Here is a 23404-nt window from a genome sequence, read left to right as displayed (position 1 = left end):
CTGCGGGGCTTATTTTTTTCCTAGGGAGAGCTTTATTCCCTTCCTTGCTCCACCTGCGGAACGACCGCTTGATGCAGGGCGGTGTCCAGCTCTTGCGTATATGCGTCGCGCTGCTTAAGGGTCCAGCCGAGGGCGGAGGACATAAATTCAATCACAGGCTGCTTCCATTCGCGCACCCAACGGATGTTGAAGAACAGCGCGCCCGTGCGGCGAATGAAGAAATCAACCGGCTTGACGGTCATTTCTTCGTCTATAGCGTACAGGAGCGGGACGAGCACTTCCGGCGGCAGTCCGCTCCGCTCCGCGTCTTCCCGCCGGCGCTCCGCGAGTTCGAATAGCCGGTCGACGTTGGAGCCGTACAGACGCGTCCAGCGCTCGGCAAGCGCAGCATCCAAACCGCGGCGAACGCCTTCCTCGCTTTTTTGCCGAACAAACTGCGGAAAGGCGTCGGAGCCGCCCACATGGCCGCCGGAAATCGGCATGTTTTTCGTCTTCGCCGCCACGAACCTGAGCCCTTCCTCCTGGCTTAATAGCCGCATGACCAGATCGACGATCGTTTCGGCCATTTTGCGGTATCCGGTAAGCTTGCCGCCCGCGATCGTAATAAGTCCCGACGAAGATTGCCAGATTTCATCCCGGCGGGAAATTTCGGAGGCGCTTTTTCCCTCCTCATAAATAAGCGGCCGCACGCCGGCCCAACTGGATTCGATGTCCGCCTCGGCAAGCTGAACCGTCGGAAACATGTAGCGAATTGCCGCCATAATATAATCGCGGTCTTCCTTCGTCATGACCGGCTGAACAGGATCGGCCTTGTAGAACGTATCCGTCGTGCCTACATACGTCTTGCCGTCGCGCGGGATGGCGAAGACCATCCGCCCGTCCGGCGTATCGAAGTAAATCGCCTGCTTCAAGGGAAACTTCGACTGATCGATAACCAGATGGACCCCTTTGGACAATTGAAGGTGCTTCCCGGTCTTGGACCCGTCTTTGTCGCGAAGCTCGTCGACCCAGGGGCCCGAGGCGTTGATGATTTTCTTTGCCCGGAACTCATACGCCGAGCCGTCCAATTGATCGACCACGCGCACGCCGGCGATCTTGTTGTCTTCATATAAAAAAGATTCGACCTTCATATAATTCATAGCCTTTGCGCCGTAGCGAACGGCTTCCTTCATCACTTCTATCGTTAAGCGGGCGTCGTCCGTCCGGTATTCCACATAATAACCGCCGCCCAGCAGCCCCTCCTGTTTCAGCAGCGGCTCGCGGGCCAGCGTCTCCTGCAGCGGCAGCATCCGGCGCCGTTCGCTGCGCTTGACTCCGGCCAGGAAGTCGTAGACACGCAAGCCGATGCCCGTGCTGAATTTGCCGAACGTGCCGCCGCGGTGCAGGGGCAGCAGCATCCATTCCGGCGTTGTCACATGCGGGCCGTTTTCGTAAACGATGGCGCGTTCTTTGCCGACCTCGGACACCGTTTTGATATCAAATTGCTTCAGGTATCGAAGACCGCCATGCACCAGCTTGGTCGAGCGGCTGGAGGTGCCTGCGGCAAAGTCCTGCATTTCGAACAGCGCCGTTTGCAGCCCCCTCGTCGCCGCATCCAGGGCGATGCCGGCCCCGGTAATCCCTCCGCCGATCACAATGATATCCAGCGGCTGCTGCCTCATGGCTTCCACCATCGCTTTGCGGTTTGCTGCGGAAAATCTTACTGTCATCCCAATAACCTCCCTCGCCATAAAGACGGCGTAATAGTGCGTGTTCAACAACCACTAGTAGAAGTGAACAAATAGAAGTGAACAAAAAAACCGCAACAACACCTCGGCCCTGGGCTAAAGTGTAATTGCGGTTTCAAGCTTCTCCAACCGAATTTAAATATTAACTTATTAAAAATTGTAGCATATTTCCGGCCTTATTTGAATACCATTGTGGCCTCAATCGCTTTGCCCCAGCCAGCGTACAATTCATTGCGCTGCGTTTCCGGCATCGTCGGCGTAAAGATGCGGTCGATGCTCCACTGCGCCGCAATCTCATCCCGGCTCTCCCAGTATCCGACGGCCAGACCGGCCAGATAAGCGGCGCCGAGCGCTGTCGTCTCATAAATTTGCGGGCATTCCACAGGTACGCCGAGCATATCGCTCTGGAACTGCATCAGGAAATTGTTCTGCACCGCTCCGCCGTCCACGCGCAGTTTCGTAAGCTCAATCGAAGAGTCGGCCTCCATGGCGCTGAGCACATCTTTGGACTGGTAAGCGAGCGATTCCAGGGTGGCGCGGATAAAATGTTCTTTGGAAGTGCCGCGCGTCAGGCCGAAGATGGCTCCTTTCACTTCGCTGTCCCAATAGGGCGTCCCCAGTCCGACAAACGCCGGAACGACATACACGCCGTCTGTCGTATCCACTTTGCTGGCGTACAGCTCGCTGTCCTTCGACTCCTTAATCATGCGCAGGCCGTCGCGGAGCCATTGGATCGCGGAGCCCGCCACGAAAACGCTGCCCTCGAGCGCATATTCGACCTTGCCGTCGATGCCCCAGGCGATCGTCGTCAGCAGACCATGCGAAGAATGAACGGGCTGGTCGCCGGTGTTCATCAGCATGAAGCATCCGGTGCCGTAGGTGTTTTTGGCCATGCCTTTTTTAAAGCAAGCTTGCCCGAACAAGGCGGCCTGCTGGTCGCCGGCGGCGCCGGCAATCGGAACTTCCTCACCGAAGAAATGGTAATTGACCGTCTTGCCGTAAATTTCGGAAGAGGAACGCACTTCAGGCAGCATCTGCTTCGGAATCGTCAGCAGCTCCAACAGCTCATCATCCCATTTTAATTCATGAATATTGTACATGAGCGTGCGCGAAGCGTTGCTGTAGTCGGTAACGTGCACCTCGCCTCCGGTCAGCTTCCATATCAGCCACGTATCGATCGTGCCGAACAAAAGCTCGCCGTTCTCCGCTCTCTCCCGGGCTCCCGGAACATGATCCAGAATCCATTTGACCTTTGTGCCCGAAAAATAAGAGTCGATCAGCAGCCCTGTTTTGGAGCGGAACAATTCGCCGTGACCCGCGGCTTGCAGCTCGTCGCAAATCGATTTCGTCTGTCTGGATTGCCATACGATCGCATTGTAGACCGGCCGGCCGGATTCCTTATCCCATACGACCACCGTCTCGCGTTGGTTCGTAATGCCGATGCCGGCGATTTGGCTTGGCTTTACGCCGGATTCGATCAGGCAAGTCGCGATGACGGCGAGCACCGTTCCCCAGATTTCCAGGGCATTATGCTCCACCCAACCCGGCTCGGGAAAAATTTGCGTGAACTCCTTCTGCGCGACGTGGACGATTTGGCCCGCTTTGTTGAATAAAATGGCTCTGGAGCTCGTTGTACCTTGATCAAGCGACAAAATGTATTTTTCCATGTGAAGTTCCCCCTTTAATTGCGTGTTCAAAAAGTCAGGTTTTCAGCACCGAGAAGGTTGGATGAAGCTAGGGACTGAGGAGCGTAGCGTACGATTTGGGTACGTGAGCACCGGAAGGCCGGCTGAATTCAAGATTCGACGTCGATTTCGCTTCTTGACCTGCTTCGTGATCAAAAGATGACTTTTTGAACAACCTCTTTAAAAATTTGAGTATGATCGAGCAGATGATGGCGCCTATATTGACACGCTGTACTTGGCGCTTTTGCCGGAGAAAATGAGCACGATGCCGAAGAGGACGGCCGCGATGCCCACGACGACCCAAATGGCCGGGTCCGGTTGGCCCAAAAATACGTTCTTGTAAAATAACGCCCCCAGCGCCCCGCCCAGCAGCGGCCCTACGACGGGGATCCAGGCGTACTTCCAGTTGGAGCCGCCTTTGCCCGCGATCGGCAGCAGCGCATGCGCGATTCTCGGCCCCAAGTCGCGCGCCGGATTGATCGCATACCCGGTCGTTCCGCCCAGCGACAAGCCGATGCTGACGATGAGAAAGCCGACGATCAGCGGGTTTAGCCCATCCGTAAACTTGTTGGCGCCGATGGCCAAAATTCCCAGCACCAGGATGAACGTTCCGATCATTTCGCTCATCAAGTTGGAGAAAGGATGGTACACGGCCGGACCGGTTGCGAATACGCCCAACTTGGTGCCCGGATCCTCCGTTGCCATCCAATGCGGCAAATAATGCAGATACACGATGACGGCCCCGAGGATAGCCCCAAGCATTTGCGCCGCGATGTACGAGGGGACGTCGGCCCAGGGGAATTTCCCGATCAGCGACAGGCCCAAGGTGAGCGCCGGGTTGAGATGGGCGCCGCTGATCGAACCTACCGCATACGCCCCCATCGCGACCGCCAGCCCCCACCCCATCGCAATGACGATCCAACCCGAATTTGCCGCAAAAGATTTTTTAAGCGATACGCCCGCACATACGCCTCCGCCCAGTGCAATCAGAATCATGGTTCCAATCAACTCTCCCCAAAACGCTGACATGATAACCCCTCCCAATGATTATGAATGTTCAGAGAACGCAAAAAGACCTACATCAAGTGTGCGCCTAAACCGCCCATGCGGGGATGAGGGCACGTTCCATGTAGATCTCCAAGTCTCCGTAACATTATTAACTTGATTCAAATTTTATTTAAATTTGTAAACGTTGTCAATCACTTTTTTTCAAATTCTCGCCACAAATTTTTGTTCGAGGTGGTCACCGCTTCGGCGCCCGCTTGCAGAGCCAGTTCTACATCCTCCCTTGAAGAGATGAATCCGCCCGCCAGGATCGGCAGGTTCGTTCTGTCTTTCACCTTGCGGATCACGCTCGGCATGCCGCCGGGCAAAACTTCGATGACATCCGGCTGCGTGCTCTCCAGCAGCTTGCAGCTTTTCTCCAAGGCGCTGTTGTCGATCAAGAAGATGCGCTGCACGGCGACGACGCCTTTTTGCTTCGCCTTTTGAATGACGCTGGACTTGGTGGACAATATCCCGTACGGCCGGTACTCCTGGCAAAGATACTCGGTCGCGTGCCCGTCGCTTTGCAGGCCTTGAATCAGGTCCATGTGCAAAAACAGCTTCTTGTTCGCTTGATGCACCATGCCGCAGGCGTGCTTGAGCTGGGCGATATGGACATCCAGCAGCACCAGATACTCATACGATGATGCCACGGCCTTCTCCAAATCTTTCATCTGCCGCGACGCAGGTAAAATTCGCTGTTCATAGAAATTCATATTTCAGGCCCCTTTGCTCAAACAGTCCAACCCTATTTTGCATGAAAGCCATGCTTAACTGTACATCCCATGATAAATGCGTTTTTAATCCTATGCAAGCACATAGATTCCGCGCCTTTCTCATATGCTGAAGCCAGGTCGTCCGCTGGATAACGTTATCATTAAAGGCAGCAAGTAAATATATGCTCTAGGCGTTCACTAATGATCGCCTTTTATATGTTCGTGAACACCCTCCGAAAATCCCTGCAACCGAATCCTTGTATTCTCACGCATATATAGGAGATATGTTTTATGTATTGGCTGGCAAGATGTTGTAAGTTATCATAACTTTGCAGACTGACACGTAGGGGAAATAAAAAGATGGACTATATTTTGAAAAAATGCCTATTCGGAACTATCGAACGCTGCGTAGGGGCCGCGGCCGCGTACATCCAGGCCAAAGGCGAGGCGGTGGAGATTTTGAAGGAGGAGCAAGGGAAGGAGAAAATTTTATTGAGGAGTAGTAATAATCAAATTCACTGAATCAATATAAAGTAAAACCAACATAATGAATCAATAATTTATCAATAAGCGAGCACAAATGAAATTGTAAGAGGAGGGAACAATTAGAAATGATTACCGGCATCATACTGATCGTGCTCACCCTGTTCCGCGTGCCTTCGGCCATTATTTCCGGGCGGAACGAAGCAAAGATCATTGCGGGCGGGGGGGTGGAATACGGGCAAACCAACAGCAAGTTGCTGATCGTGGTGCAATTCCTCATCTACATAAGCACGATCGTTTACGCTTTCGTAATGGATGTGCCGATCGGTGCGCATACGTATATCGGGCTGTTGATTTACGCGGTTGCAATGGCGTTCCTCGTATATGTGATCCGCACGCTCGGTCGCTTTTGGACCTTCAAATTGTATATTGCCAAGGACCATGAGTTGATCGAAAGCCCGCTGTTTAAATTTGTCCGGCATCCGAATTATTTTCTGAACATTATCCCGGAGGTGTTGAGTTTTGCAATTATTTCGAAGGCCTGGATCGTGTTTGCGCCGCTGTTTATCCTGCATCTTCTCACCCTGTTCAACCGCATCCGGCTGGAGGAAAAAATGATGAAGCAGAAGTTCCGGCAGTATTAGATGGAATAAAACCAAGCGGTTCCTGACGGCCATTCTTAAAGAGTGGCTATTTTTTGTGGCAACGTCCCGGCAAGAGGTTTGCCGGGTATTTTAGTTATAAATATCGTGCGGTTGACAAAACAGAATAGATATGAAATACTGTCCTTACGAACGTTCGGAAGTACAACTGAATATCATTCAAGCGATGACGGGTTTCATTAAGCAGGTTATCCCTTCTTCAGAGAGCTGGTGGCCGGTGAGAATCAGCGAATATCATCTGTGAATTACACCCCTGAGCTTTTCGCTTTCGCCAGGATAGCGAACGGTCCCCCGTTATAGGCTAGAGATGAAGATCAAATGGATCTTTAAAGAAGGATGGTACCGCGATGCAAGAGTCGCTCCTTTTCAGGAGCGGCTTTTTTTATCCATTTTTTAACTACAGGAGGATTGGAACATGAACTTGCTGGAGGATTTGAAATTTCGCGGATTGATTCATCAATGTACGGATTTGGAGGGATTGGCAAAGAAACTTGCGGAAGGATCGATCCGCCTGTATGCGGGGTTTGATCCGACGGCCAACAGTCTGCACATTGGCCATTTGCTTCCGATTTTAACCTTGCGAAGATTTCAGCTGGCAGGTCATTCGCCTTACGCTTTAGTTGGAGGATCCACGGGGCTGATCGGCGATCCTACGGGCAGATCGGTGGAAAGGCCGATCAACACCAAAGAAACGGTGGAGGCATGGACCGAAAGCATTAAGCTCCAGCTTTCGCGTTTCCTGGAATTTGACCATGCTCCTAATGCGGCAAGGGTGTTTAACAACTACGATTGGTTTGCTTCCATAAATATCATTGAATTTCTCAGGGATTGCGGAACCTGCTTCACGATAAATTACATGCTGGCCAAAGAAACCGTTCAATCCCGTTTAAACCAAGGCGTTTCATTTGCGGAATTGAGCTATATGCTGCTTCAGGCCTACGATTTTGCGTTTCTCCATAAGGAATACGATTGCGCTCTGCAAATAGGAGGAAGCGATCAATGGGGAAATATCACCGCAGGCCTGGAAATGATCGATAAAGTTTTGCACAAGAAAGCCTATGGTCTGACCATGCCGCTGGTTATGAAAAAAGATGGAACGAAATTCGGAAAAACCTCAGGCGGAGCGGTTTGGCTTGATCCGCAGTTGACCTCTCCTTACGAGTTTTATCAGTTCTGGCTTAATACGGACGACGCTGACGTTGTTCCGTTTCTGAAGTACTTTACGTTCCTGGAATGCGAGGAAATTTTGGAATATGAAGAGGCTTTAACGAACAAGCCTGAAGAAAGAGCGGCACAGCGCGCACTTGCCAAAGAAGTTACCGCTTTGGTCCATGGAGGACAGGAAGCTTCAACATGCGAAAAAGCATCGGAGATCTTGTTTCGAGGAGAGTTGCATCTTTTAGCTCCGGACGATTTGGAAGCCGTATCCTGCGGAGTTTCAACGATTCAAGTCGATAAGCGTGAGAAAATGACGTTGTTGGAATTATTGATTTTGTCGGGGGCCGCGCCGTCCAAAAGACAAGCTAGGGAAGATTTTCAAGCCGGAGCCGTTTATCTGAACGGGTTTAAAGCAACGGATCCCGACCTTGTCGTGGGGGAAGGCCAACGATTGCATCAAGCCTACGCCGTCATTCGCCGCGGGAAAAAAAGCTATCACCTCGTTAAGTTCCAGTAGGCCATGAAAAGGCCGCCCGATTTCAGATACCGGGCGGCCTTTTAACTAAACTTATTCCCGGGATACCCCATGCCAAAATACATCCCATGAAGCCTCCAGTCGCAAGTCAAACGAATCCGGACCGGAGTAAATGAGCTCGACAAGCATCCCTTCCAGAAGATTCATAAAAGCGATGGCGAATTTCTCGTGACTGACCCGCAACTTCAAGGAACTTATTTTCAAAGCGGATAATATTTTATCCTGCGTGAATTGAAAGTATTGCATTACGGTCTTTTGTATTTCATCGCCTTGTTGCTCGGGAACAAGAAAACCCAGATAAAGAATCAGCCTTAAATTCAGCTCCCGGCTATATCTCGTTTTATACTGGGCAATAAACCGGTATAACTGATCCTGTAATGACGCATCTTCAGCTAAATTGGCAAAGTATTGGCTTACAAAAGCGAGTTCGCTGTCGACGGATTCTTTAAATACCGTGCTGAACAGCTCGCTTTTGCTTTGGATGTGCGTATAGAGAGATTGCTTTTTAATTCCGATTTCTTTAGCAATAGCATCCAATGAAGTGGCTTCGTAGCCTTTTAAAGCAAAATGCCGGCGGGCTACTTTCTTAATCGCATCGGCTGTCAAATCCATGCTCCTTCCCATATTGATACGAACGTTCGTCAGGGTGGTTGTTTTTACATTGTAATACGCCGTTATAGCAAATACAATGATAAGGATGCATTTTTATGTTGTACAGTAAAGTACACACGAAGGACACAGGATTCTTCTAGACTGCTTTTTGGGGGCAGTCGGAGGTGAAAGCGTACATGAACGAGCATGCATTTCAAGACGATTAGGAAAGGGTTTGGCAGCATGGCGGTAATTAAGCATACGGAGCGTGCGCGGCGATGAAACGAAGGATCTTGCTGGTCGAAGACGATGCGCTGATGCGTGAATTTATAACGGACTATTTTGTAAGAGAGCAGTGGGAAGTATACGAGGCAAGCAATGGCAGGATCGCCCTTGATACGTTCGAGCGGACATCCGTCGACCTGGTTGTCCTGGACATCATGATGCCGGAGCTGGACGGATGGGCGGTATGCAGGAGCATCCGCAAGAAGTCGGACGTACCGATCGATCACGGCAAAGTCCGAAGACGATGATCAAATTATGGGCTACGAACTCGGCGCCGATGAGTATGTCGTTAAGCCCTTCAGCCCCAGGGTATTGGTCGCGCGAGCGGTCGCGTTAATGAAAAGAACGGAAGGAACCGTGGGGCGCGAAGGGGAATTGCTAGTTTACGGCGATTTAACGGTTAACAGAAAGGCGCATACGGCAGCGGTGGCGGGAAATCCGGTCAACCTGTCGCCGAAGGAATACGACTTGCTGCTTTTTCTTATAAAGCACTATGGCAAGGTGCTGCCTAGGGAGTATATTTTGGATGGGGTATGGGGGTACGATTATTTGGGAGATGCACGGACGGTCGATACCCATATCAAAAAACTGCGAGCCAAGCTCGGAGACGAGGGCCGCTATATTGGCACCGTCATCCGTTCCGGCTATAAGTTTGAGATGATACCTTGAGAAGGAACAGCGTAGTATATAAGCTTTTTGCCGTCACGTCGCTGTTGATTCTGATTATTTTTTCCCTGGTTATGCTCGCGGAGAGCTTGTATTTCGAACGGTTTTACCGCATGTCCAAAATCGGCGCGCTGGAACGGAATATGAACCAACTCGCGCAGCAAATCAATGAGGCGCCATTCAATGAACAGCGTGCAGCACGGCTGCTCGGCGCTTTTATGAACGATAACGATGCCAGCGCCTTCTTCCTGAACGGGCAATTTGAAAGAAAGGCCGTAAATCCTTATTTTCTTGAACTGCTGTCGGACAGCACGACCGTCACGCTTCCCATTACGCCGGAAGGCATGACGTTAGACGACATTCCCCACGGCATTCAAGTCGGGGACCGCATCGTCGTTGACGGTATTTTCATGGATGAAGAGGACACCATTATGCAGCCTGCGTACATTCGGCGGGAAGACGCCGCTTTGGAGGATGGCTTGGTTCGCGTGCACGGGAAAGTAACGGATTTGCTGCTTCCCGAGAACCGGTCGTACAATCCGCTATACCAGGACACCTTGGCGGACGAAGCGCTGAAGGAATGGGCGCCGGATGCGGAGCAGAGCACCGCGTTCCTGCAGGAAGGGCGCAGCGTCCGCAAGGAATGGAAGGATCAATGGAGCGGTCTCGGCTACGCGGTGATCATTCAGCCGCTGCCGGTTGACGGAAGCGGGATCCGGTATTTATTCGTCATGGCTTCCTTGCAGCCGGTTGGGGAAGCGGTTGGCATTCTCCGGCAATATTTCGTTTATGCGGCGCCGGTCATCCTTGTGCTTGTGCTGCTGTTGTCGTTTTTCTATTCCCGGATCATCTCCCGCCCGTTAGTTGCGCTAAGCCGCACGGCAGCTCGTCTGGCCGATCTGGATTTTACCGTGCAGCCGGAAATCCGGGCAAAGGATGAATTCGGGGAGCTGTCCCGCAGTCTGACCGCATTATCCCGTAATCTGGACGCTACGTTAAAGCAGCTGACCGCGGCGAACGAGCAGTTGCGGACGGATATGAGCGAGAAGGAGCGTTCCGAACAGCTTCGGAAAGAGCTGATCGCGAATCTCTCCCATGAATTGAAAACGCCGCTGGGTATTGTGAAAGGCTTCGCGGAAGGGCTGCAGGACGGTGTGGCCGGCGACAAGCGGGAACGTTACCTTGCCCTCATCGTCAAGGAAACGGACCGGATGAACGACCTCATCATGGATATGCTGGAGCTGTCCAAATACGAAGCCAAGGCCATACGCTTGCATCCAAGAAGCGTATCCCTGCCTCGCCTGATTCAAAAGGCGGCCGATTCATTTACCCGGCAGCTGGAGAACAAGCATCTTCAAATGAAGCTGGACGGCTTGGCAGGGGAAGAAGTCTTCGTAACGGCAGACCCCCGGCGGCTCGAACAGGTCGTATTGAATTTGCTGAGCAACGCGATTCGGCATGCCGTGGAGCGCACCGTCATTACAATCGACATCCGGCGGACGGCTGTAGGGACAATAACCGTGGTTCTCGAAAATATCGGAGCGCCGCTGGCTGAGGAGGATTTGGGCCGGATCTGGGATCACTTCTACCGGGCGGAGCGTTCCAGGGATCGCCTTCATGGCGGAACGGGGCTGGGGCTTGCCATCGTCAAGCATATATTGGAGCTCCATCATAGCGAGTATGGGGCCAGAAATACACATCAGGGCGTCGCGGTTTATTTTACCCTGAAGGAAAACGGAGGAAATTATGATGAAGAATAATAACAAACGAATCTATCTTGTACCAGCGCTGTTCGTTCTGCTGCTGATACTTGTGTCCGCATGCGGCAATCAACCGGGCGCCGGGTCGAACCCTAACACCGCAAACGAAAAGCCTGCGGTATCCGAGTCCGGCACGCAAGCCGGCAACGCTGCCCCGCAGGCCGAAAATGCAGCCGGCCCGGAAGAGAAAATATTAATCGTCATCGACCAGACGGCCAAACCGATCGAAGGCAACAGCTTTGATTTCACCGTGAAGCAAGCTCCGGAAGGATACGCTTTGAAGGAAATGAAGTGGGTTTCGGATCAAAACGAGATCGCCAATACGCTCGAAGAAGCGATTGAACATGGCCAGACCGGGGAGGACGGATTCTACATTAGCGGCAACGGCCAGTTTTCCGGCTTCTTCTATCCGGATTCGATGAAGGGCGAGAAAGGCTGGGTCATCTTTATATTTGCGAATGACGAGAACAACGAGTTGACCTGGGAAAAAGAGATCACCTTGAAGTAAGGGGGAGAACGATGAGAAAGATCGCATTCGCTTGTTTCATCATCTGTGTCATGCTGCTCGCGGGATGCAGCGGCATGAAGGCCGACGAGAGTCCGCGCCAAACATTGGAACGTTATATGCAGGCCATCGCCGAAAAGGACGCCGAACAATTGGCCGCGTTATACGGAGGAAGCTACGAGGGGCTCATCAATTTGTTCCCCGATGCCGACCCTGACGACAAACAGCATTTATTTGAGCAATATTTAAAGCTGCTCCCGGATATTTCACTGAAGGAAATTACCGCCGGGACCGGGGAAAGCGCAGATTCGTATAAGTTTACGGTAACGTTCCAGCTCGAGGACGGAACCTTGTTCGAGACTAGGGAATTCGATACGGTTACGAACCAATTCACGTATACGGTGAAAAAAACGGACGGCGCGCTGAAGGTGATGGAGCTTCCTCCGTACCAAGCGTAGCGAGCTCCCGAGCATCTTGACAAAATATAATGATTTAAGACTGTGGTGAATCCAGCCTTCGTTTATGGAGGAGCATAAACAAGAATAACATAGCCAAAATATGGCCGGAAACAGGACTGCATACAAAGCCAGCGGAACCGTAAAGATCCAGCTATATAGCAGTTTAGCTGAATATAGTTTAAATATACTGCCGCTATGCAGCACGGTCACGGGTTCCTGGTTGGATGTTTCAATATCAACGAGTATATAACAAAGGACAGCTGCAACAATAAATAGAAATGCTGCGGAAAATGCATAGCTCTCCATCACAGGATTCATGGACAGCAGCCAAAATGGACCCCCGTCGGCTTTTATTTTTTTCAAGGAGGCAAGCAAATGCTTGGTTGATTCTTTATCCAGCCCCGAAAACGGCTCATCCATAACAAGCAAATCCGGCGTTTTGATCATAGCTTGCATTAAATTGACTTTTTGCAGCATCCCTTTGGAGAAATGCGTCATCTTTAAACTATGGCTTTGCTCAAGGTTAAAAAACGCATGCAGCTCCTTAATACGGGCCGGAAGACCCTTTTTAGGCATATTGGATATTTTCCCCATGTGGGTCAGATACTCGGTTGATGTCATTCTTAATTTTGATAGCCGGTCAGGTGTATAACCGATCACTAATTTGGGATGCTTCAGTGACCTTTGGCCCGAAGTTAACGGAATTAATCCGCACACAATTCGAAGCAGCGTACTTTTTCCCGATCCGTTGCTTCCTCTTAATATAATACAGTCCCCCTGCCTAATAGTAAGCGAAATATCCGTTAAAACATCCCGATTACCGTATTTCTTCGTAACTTCTGTTAAAGTCACAAGAATATCAGATGTCATTCCCCTACCACCTTAAAAAAAGCGTTACCTATAATTTCATTTTCAATTCATAGAATAATCCTATTGTAATGATAAAAACAATAGTATTGAACAATATGTTTCCGGCGATTTATACTGAAGCGGAATCCTGAAATTGAAGCAAAATCTGCAAGAGAATGAATAAGAGGGGACGGATATGAAGGTGAACCCCGGAAGGAAGGACTTGTTATCCAAAGTAGCGTTCGATGAAGCAAAACGCGTGATCCCCGGCGGGGTAAACAGCCCGGTCCGCGCATTTGCTTCCGTTGGTTTGTCCCCTGTGTTTGCCGCGGGCGGCAAGGGATCGCGCGTGTATGATATCGACGGAAATGAATTCATCGACTATATCGGCTCATGGGGGCCGTTGATCCTGGGGCATGCCCACCCAAGGGTAGTTGATGCCATACGGGAAGCGGCGGAACGGGGGACGAGCTTCGGATTGGCGACGGAGCTGGAAACCCGGATGGCCGAGTTGATCTGCGCAGCCGTTCCATCCGTCGACATGGTACGCATGGTGAATTCCGGTACGGAAGCCGTCATGAGCGCGTTGCGTTTGGCAAGAGGATATACGAAACGGCAAAAAATATTGAAGTTTCAAGGAGGCTATCACGGCCATTCCGACGGGATGCTGATCAAATCCGGGTCCGGCGTGGCCACATTGGGCTTGCCGGATAGCCCGGGGGTACCGGAAGGCATTGCGGCGAATACCCTGACTGCGGCTTATAACAATTTGGACAGCGTACACGCTGCCTTTGAGCGGTTCGGCGAACAAATCGCCGCCGTCATTGTCGAGCCGGTCGCCGGGAATATGGGAGTTGTACCGCCTTTGTCTGGATTTCTCCAAGGATTGCGGGAGATTACGTTGCGTTACGGAAGCCTGCTGATCTTTGATGAAGTGATCACGGGATTCCGCCTAGGCTACCATGGGGCGCAGGGGCTATATGGAATCCGGCCGGATCTCACATGTCTCGGCAAAGTGATCGGCGGCGGGCTTCCAGTGGGAGCTTACGGCGGCAAACGTGAAATCATGGAGCAGATCGCCCCGGCCGGGCCGATCTACCAAGCGGGAACGTTATCCGGCAATCCGCTCGCCATGGCGGCCGGATATGCAACCTTGCGGGAGCTTGCGTTACCCGGAATTTATGACGAATTGGAGAGAAAAGCGGCCAGGTTGGCCGAAGGCTTTTTGCAAAATGCTATAAAGTTAGGCGTGCCGCTAAAGGTGAACCGGGCAGGCTCGTTGCTGTGCCCATATTTTACGGAGCATGATGTCATCGATTACGAAACGGCCAAATTATCGAATACGCGGGTATTTAAAACGTATTATGCAGCCATGCTGGAGTTTGGCATATTGACGGCCCCCACTCCATTTGAAGCGATGTTCGTTTCGGCAGCCCATTCGGACGAGGACATCGAAACGACGCTAGCCGCCCATAGCCAGGCATTAAGAGAGATCATGGAGGAATAGGGGCTGAACATCGTATTAGCTTTAGTTATCGCTTTTTACTGCCATAAGCAATTGCTCCTTAAACACTCGGCTGGACGCGCATAAATATTTGTTTTTTCGGTAAACGAGGTGTTGATATAATCGAGGTAGCCTATCGGCAAAATGATGACGCCGACACCCTGAGCGACCATGTTGATGATGGATTCCATCGTAGTCATTTCCGCAACCCGCTGCGGTTTTATATCTAGGGCGCGGCAATGCTCATTGATCCGTTGTCGCAAAAAACAGGAGCTTGGCCCTGAAAAAAAATCATCGTTGAGGTGATCCCTTATGAGTTATGCAGAAATCCTTTCGATTAATATAGGCAAACCCAAACAGATACAGTTTAAAAATAAGGAAGTGTCTACCGGCATACTCAAACTTCCCGCAAATGAATCGCTTTTTTTATCCTGGTTGAACCTGGAGGGGGATGGCCAGGGGGACCTTGTTCATCACGGCGGCAAGGAAAAGGCCGTATGCGTCTATCCCTATGAACACTATCCGTTTTGGGAAAAAGAGCTGCAGAAAACATTGGACTTTGGAGCGTTCGGGGAAAATTTAACGATTCGGGGATTGGCGGAAACGGATGTGTGCATCGGCGATATCTTTAAGTTTGGAGAAGCCCTTGTTCAGGTTAGTCAACCGCGGCAGCCCTGCTATAAATTGTCGATCAAATACGACGCCCCGGACATGCCGCTAACCATGCAGAAAACCGGATTTACCGGCTTTTATTTGCGTGTGTTGGAAGAAGGGCTTGTCTCCAAGGCGGACGGCCTCACCAGGATTTCCCGCCATCCCCGAGCGATCACGGTTTCTTACGCAAACCGGATCATGCATCATGCGAAAGAGGATATAGCCGGTATTAAAAAGATCCTTGAAGTCAAAGAATTGTCGGTGAACTGGAGAGCCACATTCGTAAAGCGATTAGACGGAATCGAGGTTAATCCGCAGGAACGATTGACCGGTAATTTATGAGGGCGGCCTTGTCATCAATAGAACCTAAGAAGTAATGACAATCCATGGACAGCGGGAAAGCAAGAAGTGTATTAAGTATTTTTTTGTTATATGCCATAGTGTGTATTTTTATTGTTGCGGCATTTTCCCTAGTGATTCAGCGTTTTCTGTACCGATTTTAGAAGCGGAAAATTTACTGAAGATTTAGGGTATGTCCCCTTCAATAAGAACATCGCTTTTGCTATAGCCGGTTGTTTTTTTATCGGGATTCTTTTAAATGGCGGTTATTTGGCGAAATTACTGACGCTGTGGCAAAGGGCGGTCCGGTGACATTTATTCGATTTTACAGGGAATCCTGCTGTCGCCCCCCCTCATAAATATAGGGGAATTTTATGCGCTTATTTTCCGGGATGAAGCAGGCTTATCACCAATAGCGGAATTTTATGTCCTTATTTTCCCGTGAACGGGGCGAGAAGCGTCTATTTCCCGGTGATTTAAGAAAAAAGCGGTAAAATTTTCCTCTATTTCATTCAGAATGAGGAATACCGCCGAAATAACGCCATTTTTTGTCTTTATTTTATCGCCTATAGGAAAACGTCCAGATGGCGTCTCCAGGAAATAGGATTCAACCGCCCGAAGTGGGTAGTTTCACAGGAGAAGGGAAAGGTTTATAGAGTATTTAGGCATAAAAAATTCGACTGCTAAAATCTATCTTAATGCCATTAAAATCGCTTTACCAGCGTATTTATTTTCAATTATTGTAGTGTTTTTCTGGAGTACGCAACCAAATGGTTTAACAATAAATCCGTTGCAGGGATTATTCGCAGAGTCGGTTTTAAAAAGGGCAACGTTATACGCTGATGGTCGGTTCAACCACGGTTATTGTATTATTGACCGAATTAAGGTTAACCATGGCGCCGATCGGCAAAGCCGCTTTATAAAGGCCGTGGCCTGTGGCCAGGTTCGTGATCAGCGGTTTACCGAGCGGAACGACGAATTCTTCGATTAAATCCTCATAGGATATGCCGTAAGCCGCCTGACAGCCCGTGCATTCCCCCATAATAATGCCGATGCAGTCATTCAATTTTCCGGCCAGCTTCAGATGATTCAAATACCTGTAGACGGTATTGGTGGGTTCGTGCGTTTCTTCAAGAACGAGAATTTTCCCTCGTGTATCGATTTCAAAAGGCGTGCCCAACGTATCGACAAAAGAGGTCAGATTCCCGCCGACAAGCGGGCCCGTAACGTTGCCCGGTACCCGGCTGATCAGCGGAAATCCCGGCGGATTCTGGATCGGCCGGGTCAACGAGTACAGGGATGTCGCGGAAAAAAACTGGTCGAAATTATAGGCGGGCGTTTCGGATTTGAAGTCAATCAGCAGCAGACTATGAAATGTGATTAAATCCACAATTTGATGCAGTGCATTTAACAATACCGTGATATCGCTGTAGCCTGTAACGATTTTGGGATTATTCCGGATCACATTGTAATCAAGGTACGGAAGAATTCCGGCTACTCCGGTGCCGCCTCGGGTGGGCAGTATCATTTTAACCTGCTCGTTTTCAAACATCATCATCAAATCGGAAGCCCGCTGCTCGTCTGTGCCGGCTAAAAACCCGTTTTGCGCATAAACGAATTGGCCCAATACAATATTGAACCCCATTGCTCTCAAAACTCCGATTCGTTCATTAATGAGGTTTGCATTAAGCGGGCTGCCCAAGGTAACGATTCCAACGGTATCTCCTCGCTGCAAAATTGGCGGACGTATCGGCATATGCTTATCTTCCTTCCCCGAGAATAGAAGAAGCCATCGTAATATCATGTCATTAAATTATATTGGCGAAATCGGCTGCACAGTACCGAAAAGGAGCCAGGAGACATTCATAGGGAAAACCTATCTTAATGATATAAACAATAGAAGTGAACGATGCGTTTCCCGCGATTTACACTGAATCGGAGTACTAACGTTAGAGCGATCATGTTTGAATGAGGGGGAGCGTCGCCAGCAATTGTTCCTTAAACACTCGGCTTGCCGCGCACAAATATTTGTTTTTTCGGTAAACAAGGCCGATTTCGGTAGTAAGCACCGGGCTTTTAATCGGGATCGTCCGAATCTGCTGATTGTCGATATAATCAAGGTAGCCTTTCGGCAAAATGGTGACGCCGACGCCTTGAACGACCATATTGATGATCGATTCCATGGTTGTCATTTCCAAGACCTGTTGCGGCTTTATATCAAGGGCACGGCACTGCTCATTGATCAGTTGTCGTAAAAAATAGGAGCTTGGCAACAGAACACTGGGGGTTTCTTTTAATATATCAAGCGTAACGAACGGTTCCTTGGCGACCGGATGATCGGCTGGCGCCGCAAGAGCAAGATTTTCCTTATATAACAGGATTTTTTCCAGTTCTTCATGCTCCATCGGCAAATAGACGATGCCCAAATCGAGTTCGTTTTTCAGCAGCCCTTCGAAAATATCCCCGGTTCGCAAACCGAGAACGGACAGCTCGATATTGGGATATTTGCGGTGAAAACCGATCACGGTTGGCGGAAGCAAATAATTGACTACCGTCAGCAGGGTGCCGATTTTTAAGGTTCCTCTATTCAGGCTTTGCAGTTCGCTGATCGCGGCGCGTGCCTGGGATAACTCGTGAAAAATATTGTAACAGTGATGCAGCAGCGTTTTGCCGGCTTCGGTAATCAGGGTTCGTTTGCCGACGCGATCAAACAAGGGTGTGCCGATTTCGTGCTCGAGCAAACGAATTTGCTGGCTTAACGAGGGTTGGGCAATCCCCAGCTTCTCGGCGGCGCGGGTAAAATGCAATTCCTGGCATACGGCCATAAAATACTCTAATTGCTTCAATTCCATAGGTCAGCCTCCTGATCTTTTCGATAGGAAATTACTATGATTATAATCTTAACCATAAGGAAATATCTAATAGATGAGAGGAGAAACAACATGAGGGTTCATTATGAAATACTTTCGCTCAATGTAGGCATCCCCGTACAGGTACAGTTCAATAACAAGGAAATTTCCACCGGCATCAACAAGTTTCCTGCAAGTGAATCTCTATTTTTATCCTGGTTGAACTTTGAGGGGGATGGCCAGGGGGACCTTGTTCATCACGGCGGCAGGGAAAAGGCCGTTTGCGTCTACCCCTATGATCACTATCCATTTTGGGAAAATGAACTGCAGAAAACGTTGGATTATGGTGCATTCTGAGAAAACTTAACGATTCGGGGTTATTGGAAACGGACGTATCAATCACGGTTTCTTACGCAAACCGGATCATGCATCACGAGAAAGACGGTCTTGCAGGCATTAAAAAGATACTCGAGGTGGAAGAATTGTCGGTTAACTGGAGAGCCACATTTGTAAAGCGTTTAGAAGGAATCGAGGCAAATCCGCAGGAAAGATTGGCCGGCGATGTTATGAGGTGAAGAAACAGACCGCTCTTAAAGCGGCAATTGAGATTATCCAAGTACCGATTTCAGTTTTGAGCCTTATACCGCCTCCGAAAAATATAAACCGCATTTTCATCTGACGGAGGTAAGAGGAGAGAGGTTAACTCTTCACTTAATTCCATAGTAAAGTCATCGGCTCTATAATACGACTCGAAATCTCCTGTGCGTTGCGGGTTGTTGGTGCCGATTACGATATAAAGCTCAACCGAGCTAGTTTTGAAAACATGCTTTTCATAAGTGTTTTGGGGAACTGGCCAGGAACAGAGAACGGCTTGAGGGCTGTATTTGCGCAGGGCGGTTCGGGCGTCGGCTTTCTCTACAAAGTCGGGGTAAGCAATATAATGCCCCCAGCTATAGTCGTCGGTTGCTTTGCAGTCGACGCCTTTTTCGTTCATGAACTTCGTTAATGTACCGTCACCGGCGGCAATTTCAAGGCATTTTTTATCTCCAATGATTTTTGAAAGCTGTGAAATCAATTCTTTCGAATAAAAGCAATAAATGCCTTTTTTGTTGACCAGGGGCATTAATATTTTCTTATGTATGACGAATCTCCAAAAAAGCCGGAACAAACCCATGGAAACGGGTTTTCTTTCAAAAGCTCTCCTGAATAAAAGCCGCTGCAAGATCGCTCCATCCCAAATATTGAAACTTATGGATTTAGCTGCGTTTTCAGATGAAGCTGCAATACTTAAATGTTCCAGCAAGTAAATAGCAAATCGCGCCTTGATGATATCAGGCAGAAAAGCGTTTAATGTTTGTTCGTTCAAGCCGCTGTTCAATATTTTCTTACTGGCAATCTTTGCGCTTGTAGTATATTTAGCAATCATGGCCTCGATTAAATTCGAATGATTTCGGCCCTTGATGATGCTTATTTCCCTTAGAACCTCATCTTTGTACTTCGGGTACTGACGCAGCAAAGTTTCCACGCTAATCTCATTAGACAGAATTTTTTGTTAAGTATTATAACCTCCCGAAAATTCTAATAAAGTGACATAATATACAATTTATTGCTTATACGGAAGGGCGTTGAATTTTTGAGAATAGGGAAGTGGGATGGGCGGCAGATCAACACTCCCTGTCCGGAGGCTTTGCACGATTATCCCGTTTGATCAGGTAGCAGAGAGTTGATCAGGTAGCAGAGAAACAGACAAACTCTGGAGAAGAAAACATTTGGTGGAGAAGCAGATAGGTTCGAGATAATTTAGACAGGCATAGGAGAAGAAATCAGGTTTAGAGAAGGTGAAACAGACCGGACAAGAGATCAAGACAGGAGATCAAGGATAGGACGCGAGGGAAACGAAAAGACCGTGATTTTGCTGTAGCCTGAACCCTTCCATCTGCAGCAATGCCCCTACCGTTCATACTTACCCACACCAATCAAGTTGACCTGCATCAAACTCCCCCCATCGTTTCCAGCGTCCCGATCAGGCCGCAGCCGCAAGGGGCTGGTTCGGTTGGCGTTCGATCAGCTTACGGTAAGGGATCGCCGGAATCGCCACACACATTTGCAGCAACTTCTGCCGCATCGTTTCTTCCGCTCCGGGCCGTCCTCCGGACAGGCGCAACCGGCGGCGTACGGTGTACTCGTTCAGGTACGCCTGCAGATGCTTCAGTCCCAAGGCTCCATACGTACTCTTCAGCGATTCCCACGCCTCTCTCACCACTTTCCGCAAGGGCGCATACAGCCGAAAGGCCTGAGGGAACGACTGCACCGCCGATGTATGGACATCCACATGCCCGCTAATAAACGCGGTTAGATCGTGACAGTTTGCCCTCTTTTCGCCTCCCCGCTTATGCGGCACCAGGCGGATTTTGACCTGCTCCGGCTCGCCCGACTCCGTGACCGTGCAGCCGGCTACGACCGCCGAGGAGTACGGATACGAAAGCTGACACCGGGACGGATTACGCCCATACTGATCGCTGTTCACCTTCACGTCTCCGGAGAGCAGTTCCCGGGCATCGAACTCCTCCACGGCATGGCGTATTTTGTGCAGCATCGACCAGGCGGTCTTATAGGTGACCCGGATCACCTGGCGCAGCCGCAACGCCGAGATGCCGTCCTCCAGCAGGAACAAATCCAGAGCTTCGAACCACTTGAGCAAGGACACCTTGGCTCCTTCAAAAATCGTGCCGACCAAAGGCGATGTTTGATGCTTGCACTTTCCGCACTCGAACAAGGGGATATGCCGGGAGGTCAGACGGCTGCACCGGGTGTGAGCGCAGCGCGGGCAGACGAAGCCGCTTGGCCACTTCATCGCGATCAGCGCCTCCATGCAGGCCTGCTCGCTGTTAAAACGGCTGCTGAATGGCTGAAGTTCCGTTCCCGCATTGGCTTCCATATCCGCTTACCTCCCGAATCAAGAATGCACGAACATAAATTCCATTTATTTCATTATAGCAAACATACGTTCCTTTATCAAGCCGAAAATCTCATCTGAACTGCCTCATTTTTTCCTCATCTTTTTTGTTCTTCTCTTTTTTTGGAACCCTTGCTCTAGCCCCCACCCCCTGGTCCCTGCTCCTGAATGAAGGGGATAATCGTGCAAAGGCAGGCAGCAGGCAGGAACACCAAGACAAGAACCCGGTAAAGTCCAACGCACGCTCCTTCAGCGGCTTGTTTTATTTGCTGTGCGACGAAGTCGGCACACTCGATTGGCCGGTTGCCTTACAGCAGTTGCTTGCTCGACTTGATCAACGAAGCAGCCCAAAAAGCCGTGAAGACACTGTCCCCCTCTAATTCAGCGTCAACTTCGACAATGGATTGCTGTTTTACCCAGCTACATCAAGGCTTGTCTGCCGAATTTTTGCTGCGAAAGTTGAGTTATTATTCCTGTCACATTAACTTGTGCCTGGTTCGTTGTTTGTAGTGAAAGGGAGGGGGGAAGCAGTCAGTTCGGATAGGTTGGAAGCGCGGTGAAGAATCCGCAAGTAAAACAAAAACAAAGGAGCGATTCATCTTGAAACGGAAAATTGGCCTGCTGGTATTGGCCGGAATGCTGTTAACGGTGTCGGCGGCGGCGGCTGCGCCTAAGACCAGCTATACATTAAAGAACAAGGCCGGCGAAGTGGTCGTGGAAGCAAAAACGCTGGATAAAAGCAGCCCCGACTACAAAGCGCCTTCTATGGACGAACAGATCCGCTCTTTAACGGTCGAGAGTCTAGCGGACAAACAGTTGAAGGAAGGAACGGCGGCGATTTTCTACGTTGTCGAGAACAACCCGGACAAAAAAATCGATATTGAATATAAATCGATCAACTATACGAATCTAAGCCAATTCCGCAAAAAGATGGCGAAGCAGCCGGTTAAAATTTTGGATCAATTGTCCGGAAATTATAAATTTCAGCATGCCGACGTCTCCTTCTTCCCGGTATTGTACCAGAAGCCGCTGACTCCGAAAGAAGAGGCGGCGACGGCGGAGAAACTGCTGAAGCAGGCGGAGGAAGCGGGCCAAGATTACGCTATGATGCCGATCAAGGTATCCAATGATTATTGGAGAATCAACAGCACCTATAAAAAAGGAAAACACGATATTCGGGTTACTATTTCCAAGACCCCCGAGAAACAAACGATTTGGATACCTGAAGACGATGACAGCAAACGTGAAAAAATTAAAGTAAAAGGCGTGGAAATGATCTACACGGATTTCGGCAGCGGCAAAAACATTCAATGGATCTATGATGTTCCAAGCAGCAAAGCAGCGGTTCATTACCATATCGAGGCCATAAATCCGATCAGCAAAAACCAGTTGACCAAACTGGCCGAAGCGTATTTGAAATAAAATGCCGTTCCTCCCTAAATGAGGATTTAAACTCAGGAATAAATGGCCGCGATATAAGTCGCTCCTTTTCAGGAGCGTCTTTTTTTATGGCATTAAATTGACTTTAAATTCTACAAGATGTAGAATTTAATTAAACTACAACTTGTAGAAAATCAAACTGGAGAATAAAAGGAGAGGTTTCATGAATTCCATACAAAAAATGTCGGATGCGGAAGCGGAAGTGATGCGTGTTATATGGGCGGCGGAAGGACCGGTAACGTCCCAAGCGGTTCTTGCCGAACTCAACAAGCGGAAGGATTGGAAGCCGACAACCGTCTTGACGTTTTTGAGCCGGTTGACGGAAAAAGGATTGCTGCGGACAGAAAAGCGAAAGAAGGTCAATTTCTACACCCCGGCGCTTAGCGAGGAAGAATATAAGCATCTGGAAACCCGGGCTTTTCTTGATTCGGTACACAAAGGTTCCGTCAAAAATTTTATCGCGGCTTTATACGATGCCGATGATATTAAGCCGCAGGAGATCGAAGAATTGAAAAAATGGTTTTCCGAAAGGTAGGAA

The 23404-nt window shown here is 49.7% G+C and carries 20 protein-coding genes, 4 pseudogenes and 1 other annotated feature; of the genes and pseudogenes, 13 read left to right on the top strand and 11 right to left on the bottom strand.

Annotated features, from left to right (window positions below; genetic code table 11):
• Positions 1-32: 32 nt before the first annotated feature.
• The 4 genes from DYE26_RS13415 to DYE26_RS13400 all read right to left on the bottom strand — a co-directional run bounded on the left by DYE26_RS13415 (position 33) and on the right by DYE26_RS13400 (position 5172).
• Positions 33-1709, bottom strand: coding sequence for a glycerol-3-phosphate dehydrogenase/oxidase (locus DYE26_RS13415; RefSeq protein ID WP_036624586.1), 1677 nt, complete (start codon positions 1707-1709; stop codon positions 33-35).
• A 194-nt stretch (positions 1710-1903) separates the two neighbouring features.
• On the bottom strand, positions 1904-3394 hold the full coding sequence (glpK, locus tag DYE26_RS13410; protein ID WP_036624584.1) for a glycerol kinase GlpK: 1491 nt from the start codon (positions 3392-3394) through the stop codon (positions 1904-1906).
• A gap of 234 nt (positions 3395-3628) precedes the next feature.
• Positions 3629-4441, bottom strand: a complete 813-nt coding sequence (locus tag DYE26_RS13405; RefSeq protein ID WP_036624582.1) for an MIP/aquaporin family protein — start codon at positions 4439-4441, stop codon at positions 3629-3631.
• Between the two features lie 170 nt (positions 4442-4611).
• The gene (locus tag DYE26_RS13400) at positions 4612-5172 is read right to left on the bottom strand and encodes a glycerol-3-phosphate responsive antiterminator (RefSeq protein WP_036624580.1); all 561 of its coding nucleotides are present in this window, start codon (positions 5170-5172) and stop codon (positions 4612-4614) included.
• A 360-nt stretch (positions 5173-5532) separates the two neighbouring features.
• On the opposite strand from DYE26_RS13400, the gene DYE26_RS33435 reads away from it, so the two are divergent.
• From DYE26_RS33435 to tyrS, 3 genes are all read left to right on the top strand, one after another.
• A complete protein-coding gene (locus DYE26_RS33435) occupies positions 5533-5694 on the top strand; it encodes a hypothetical protein (RefSeq protein WP_155620476.1) in 162 nt (53 codons plus the stop codon).
• An 89-nt stretch (positions 5695-5783) separates the two neighbouring features.
• Positions 5784-6299 carry an isoprenylcysteine carboxylmethyltransferase family protein gene (locus DYE26_RS13395; RefSeq protein WP_051985610.1) on the top strand — a complete coding sequence of 172 codons (516 nt, stop codon included), beginning with the start codon at positions 5784-5786 and terminating at the stop codon, positions 6297-6299.
• Positions 6300-6474: 175 nt separating this feature from the next.
• Positions 6475-6684, top strand: a binding site (T-box leader).
• A 48-nt stretch (positions 6685-6732) separates the two neighbouring features.
• Positions 6733-7992 carry a tyrosine--tRNA ligase gene (gene tyrS / locus DYE26_RS13390; protein ID WP_036624576.1) on the top strand — a complete coding sequence of 420 codons (1260 nt, stop codon included), beginning with the start codon at positions 6733-6735 and terminating at the stop codon, positions 7990-7992.
• Positions 7993-8043: 51 nt separating this feature from the next.
• On the opposite strand, the gene DYE26_RS13385 is transcribed toward tyrS, so the two are convergent.
• Positions 8044-8616 (bottom strand): TetR/AcrR family transcriptional regulator, encoded by a 573-nt coding sequence (locus DYE26_RS13385; RefSeq protein WP_036628524.1) that lies wholly within the window; start codon positions 8614-8616, stop codon positions 8044-8046.
• Between the two features lie 263 nt (positions 8617-8879).
• On the opposite strand from DYE26_RS13385, the pseudogene DYE26_RS13380 reads away from it, so the two are divergent.
• From DYE26_RS13380 to DYE26_RS33430, 4 genes and pseudogenes are all read left to right on the top strand, one after another.
• Positions 8880-9555: pseudogene (locus tag DYE26_RS13380) on the top strand (response regulator transcription factor).
• On the top strand, positions 9552-11312 hold the full coding sequence (locus tag DYE26_RS13375; RefSeq protein ID WP_036624574.1) for a sensor histidine kinase: 1761 nt from the start codon (positions 9552-9554) through the stop codon (positions 11310-11312). Before DYE26_RS13380 ends, DYE26_RS13375 begins: the two are co-directional and overlap by 4 nt.
• The gene (locus DYE26_RS13370) at positions 11302-11820 is read left to right on the top strand and encodes a hypothetical protein (protein ID WP_051985608.1); all 519 of its coding nucleotides are present in this window, start codon (positions 11302-11304) and stop codon (positions 11818-11820) included. The genes DYE26_RS13375 and DYE26_RS13370 overlap by 11 nt, the downstream gene beginning before the upstream one ends.
• Before the next feature lie 11 nt (positions 11821-11831).
• Positions 11832-12275 carry a nuclear transport factor 2 family protein gene (locus tag DYE26_RS33430; RefSeq protein WP_036624569.1) on the top strand — a complete coding sequence of 148 codons (444 nt, stop codon included), beginning with the start codon at positions 11832-11834 and terminating at the stop codon, positions 12273-12275.
• A 465-nt stretch (positions 12276-12740) separates the two neighbouring features.
• On the opposite strand, the pseudogene DYE26_RS13360 reads toward DYE26_RS33430, so the two are convergent.
• Positions 12741-13145, bottom strand: a pseudogene (locus DYE26_RS13360) (ATP-binding cassette domain-containing protein); the annotation flags it as partial.
• A 175-nt stretch (positions 13146-13320) separates the two neighbouring features.
• On the opposite strand from DYE26_RS13360, the gene hemL reads away from it, so the two are divergent.
• Positions 13321-14631 (top strand): glutamate-1-semialdehyde 2,1-aminomutase, encoded by a 1311-nt coding sequence (gene hemL, locus DYE26_RS13355; protein WP_036624567.1) that lies wholly within the window; start codon positions 13321-13323, stop codon positions 14629-14631.
• Between the two features lie 35 nt (positions 14632-14666).
• On the opposite strand, the gene DYE26_RS13350 is transcribed toward hemL, so the two are convergent.
• Positions 14667-14891, bottom strand: coding sequence for a LysR family transcriptional regulator substrate-binding protein (locus tag DYE26_RS13350; RefSeq protein WP_371861062.1), 225 nt, complete (start codon positions 14889-14891; stop codon positions 14667-14669).
• Between the two features lie 49 nt (positions 14892-14940).
• On the opposite strand from DYE26_RS13350, the gene DYE26_RS13345 reads away from it, so the two are divergent.
• Positions 14941-15624: an MOSC domain-containing protein gene (locus DYE26_RS13345; protein WP_036624564.1), complete on the top strand. Its 684-nt coding sequence runs from the start codon at positions 14941-14943 to the stop codon at positions 15622-15624.
• 829 nt (positions 15625-16453) lie between these two features.
• Here the strand turns inward: DYE26_RS13345 and DYE26_RS13340 are convergent.
• Positions 16454-17377, bottom strand: a complete 924-nt coding sequence (locus DYE26_RS13340; protein WP_036624563.1) for a S66 peptidase family protein — start codon at positions 17375-17377, stop codon at positions 16454-16456.
• 202 nt (positions 17378-17579) lie between these two features.
• Positions 17580-18473, bottom strand: a complete 894-nt coding sequence (locus DYE26_RS13335) for a LysR family transcriptional regulator (protein ID WP_036624559.1) — start codon at positions 18471-18473, stop codon at positions 17580-17582.
• Between the two features lie 90 nt (positions 18474-18563).
• Between DYE26_RS13335 and DYE26_RS13330 the strand changes: the two are divergent.
• Positions 18564-19045 (top strand): annotated as a pseudogene (locus DYE26_RS13330) (MOSC domain-containing protein).
• A 50-nt stretch (positions 19046-19095) separates the two neighbouring features.
• On the opposite strand, the gene DYE26_RS13325 reads toward DYE26_RS13330, so the two are convergent.
• Together DYE26_RS13325 and DYE26_RS13320 are read right to left on the bottom strand one after the other, a co-directional pair.
• Complete coding sequence (locus DYE26_RS13325) at positions 19096-19995, bottom strand: hypothetical protein (RefSeq protein WP_218032612.1); 900 nt, start codon at positions 19993-19995, stop codon at positions 19096-19098.
• Between the two features lie 498 nt (positions 19996-20493).
• Entirely contained in the window at positions 20494-21408 is a 915-nt protein-coding gene (locus DYE26_RS13320; RefSeq protein ID WP_051985607.1) for a transposase, read from the bottom strand.
• 251 nt (positions 21409-21659) lie between these two features.
• Between DYE26_RS13320 and DYE26_RS34855 the strand changes: the two are divergent.
• The 3 genes and pseudogenes from DYE26_RS34855 to DYE26_RS13305 form a co-directional block, all read left to right on the top strand.
• A pseudogene (locus DYE26_RS34855) lies at positions 21660-21889 on the top strand (IS4 family transposase); the annotation flags it as partial.
• Between the two features lie 137 nt (positions 21890-22026).
• On the top strand, positions 22027-22848 hold the full coding sequence (locus DYE26_RS13310; protein ID WP_036624554.1) for a hypothetical protein: 822 nt from the start codon (positions 22027-22029) through the stop codon (positions 22846-22848).
• 181 nt (positions 22849-23029) lie between these two features.
• Positions 23030-23401 (top strand): BlaI/MecI/CopY family transcriptional regulator, encoded by a 372-nt coding sequence (locus tag DYE26_RS13305; RefSeq protein ID WP_036624552.1) that lies wholly within the window; start codon positions 23030-23032, stop codon positions 23399-23401.
• Positions 23402-23404: the final 3 nt, after the last annotated feature.

The organism is Paenibacillus macerans (assembly GCF_900454495.1).
GTDB lineage: Bacteria > Bacillota > Bacilli > Paenibacillales > Paenibacillaceae > Fontibacillus > Fontibacillus macerans.
This window is presented reverse-complemented; position numbering and strand designations above follow the sequence as displayed.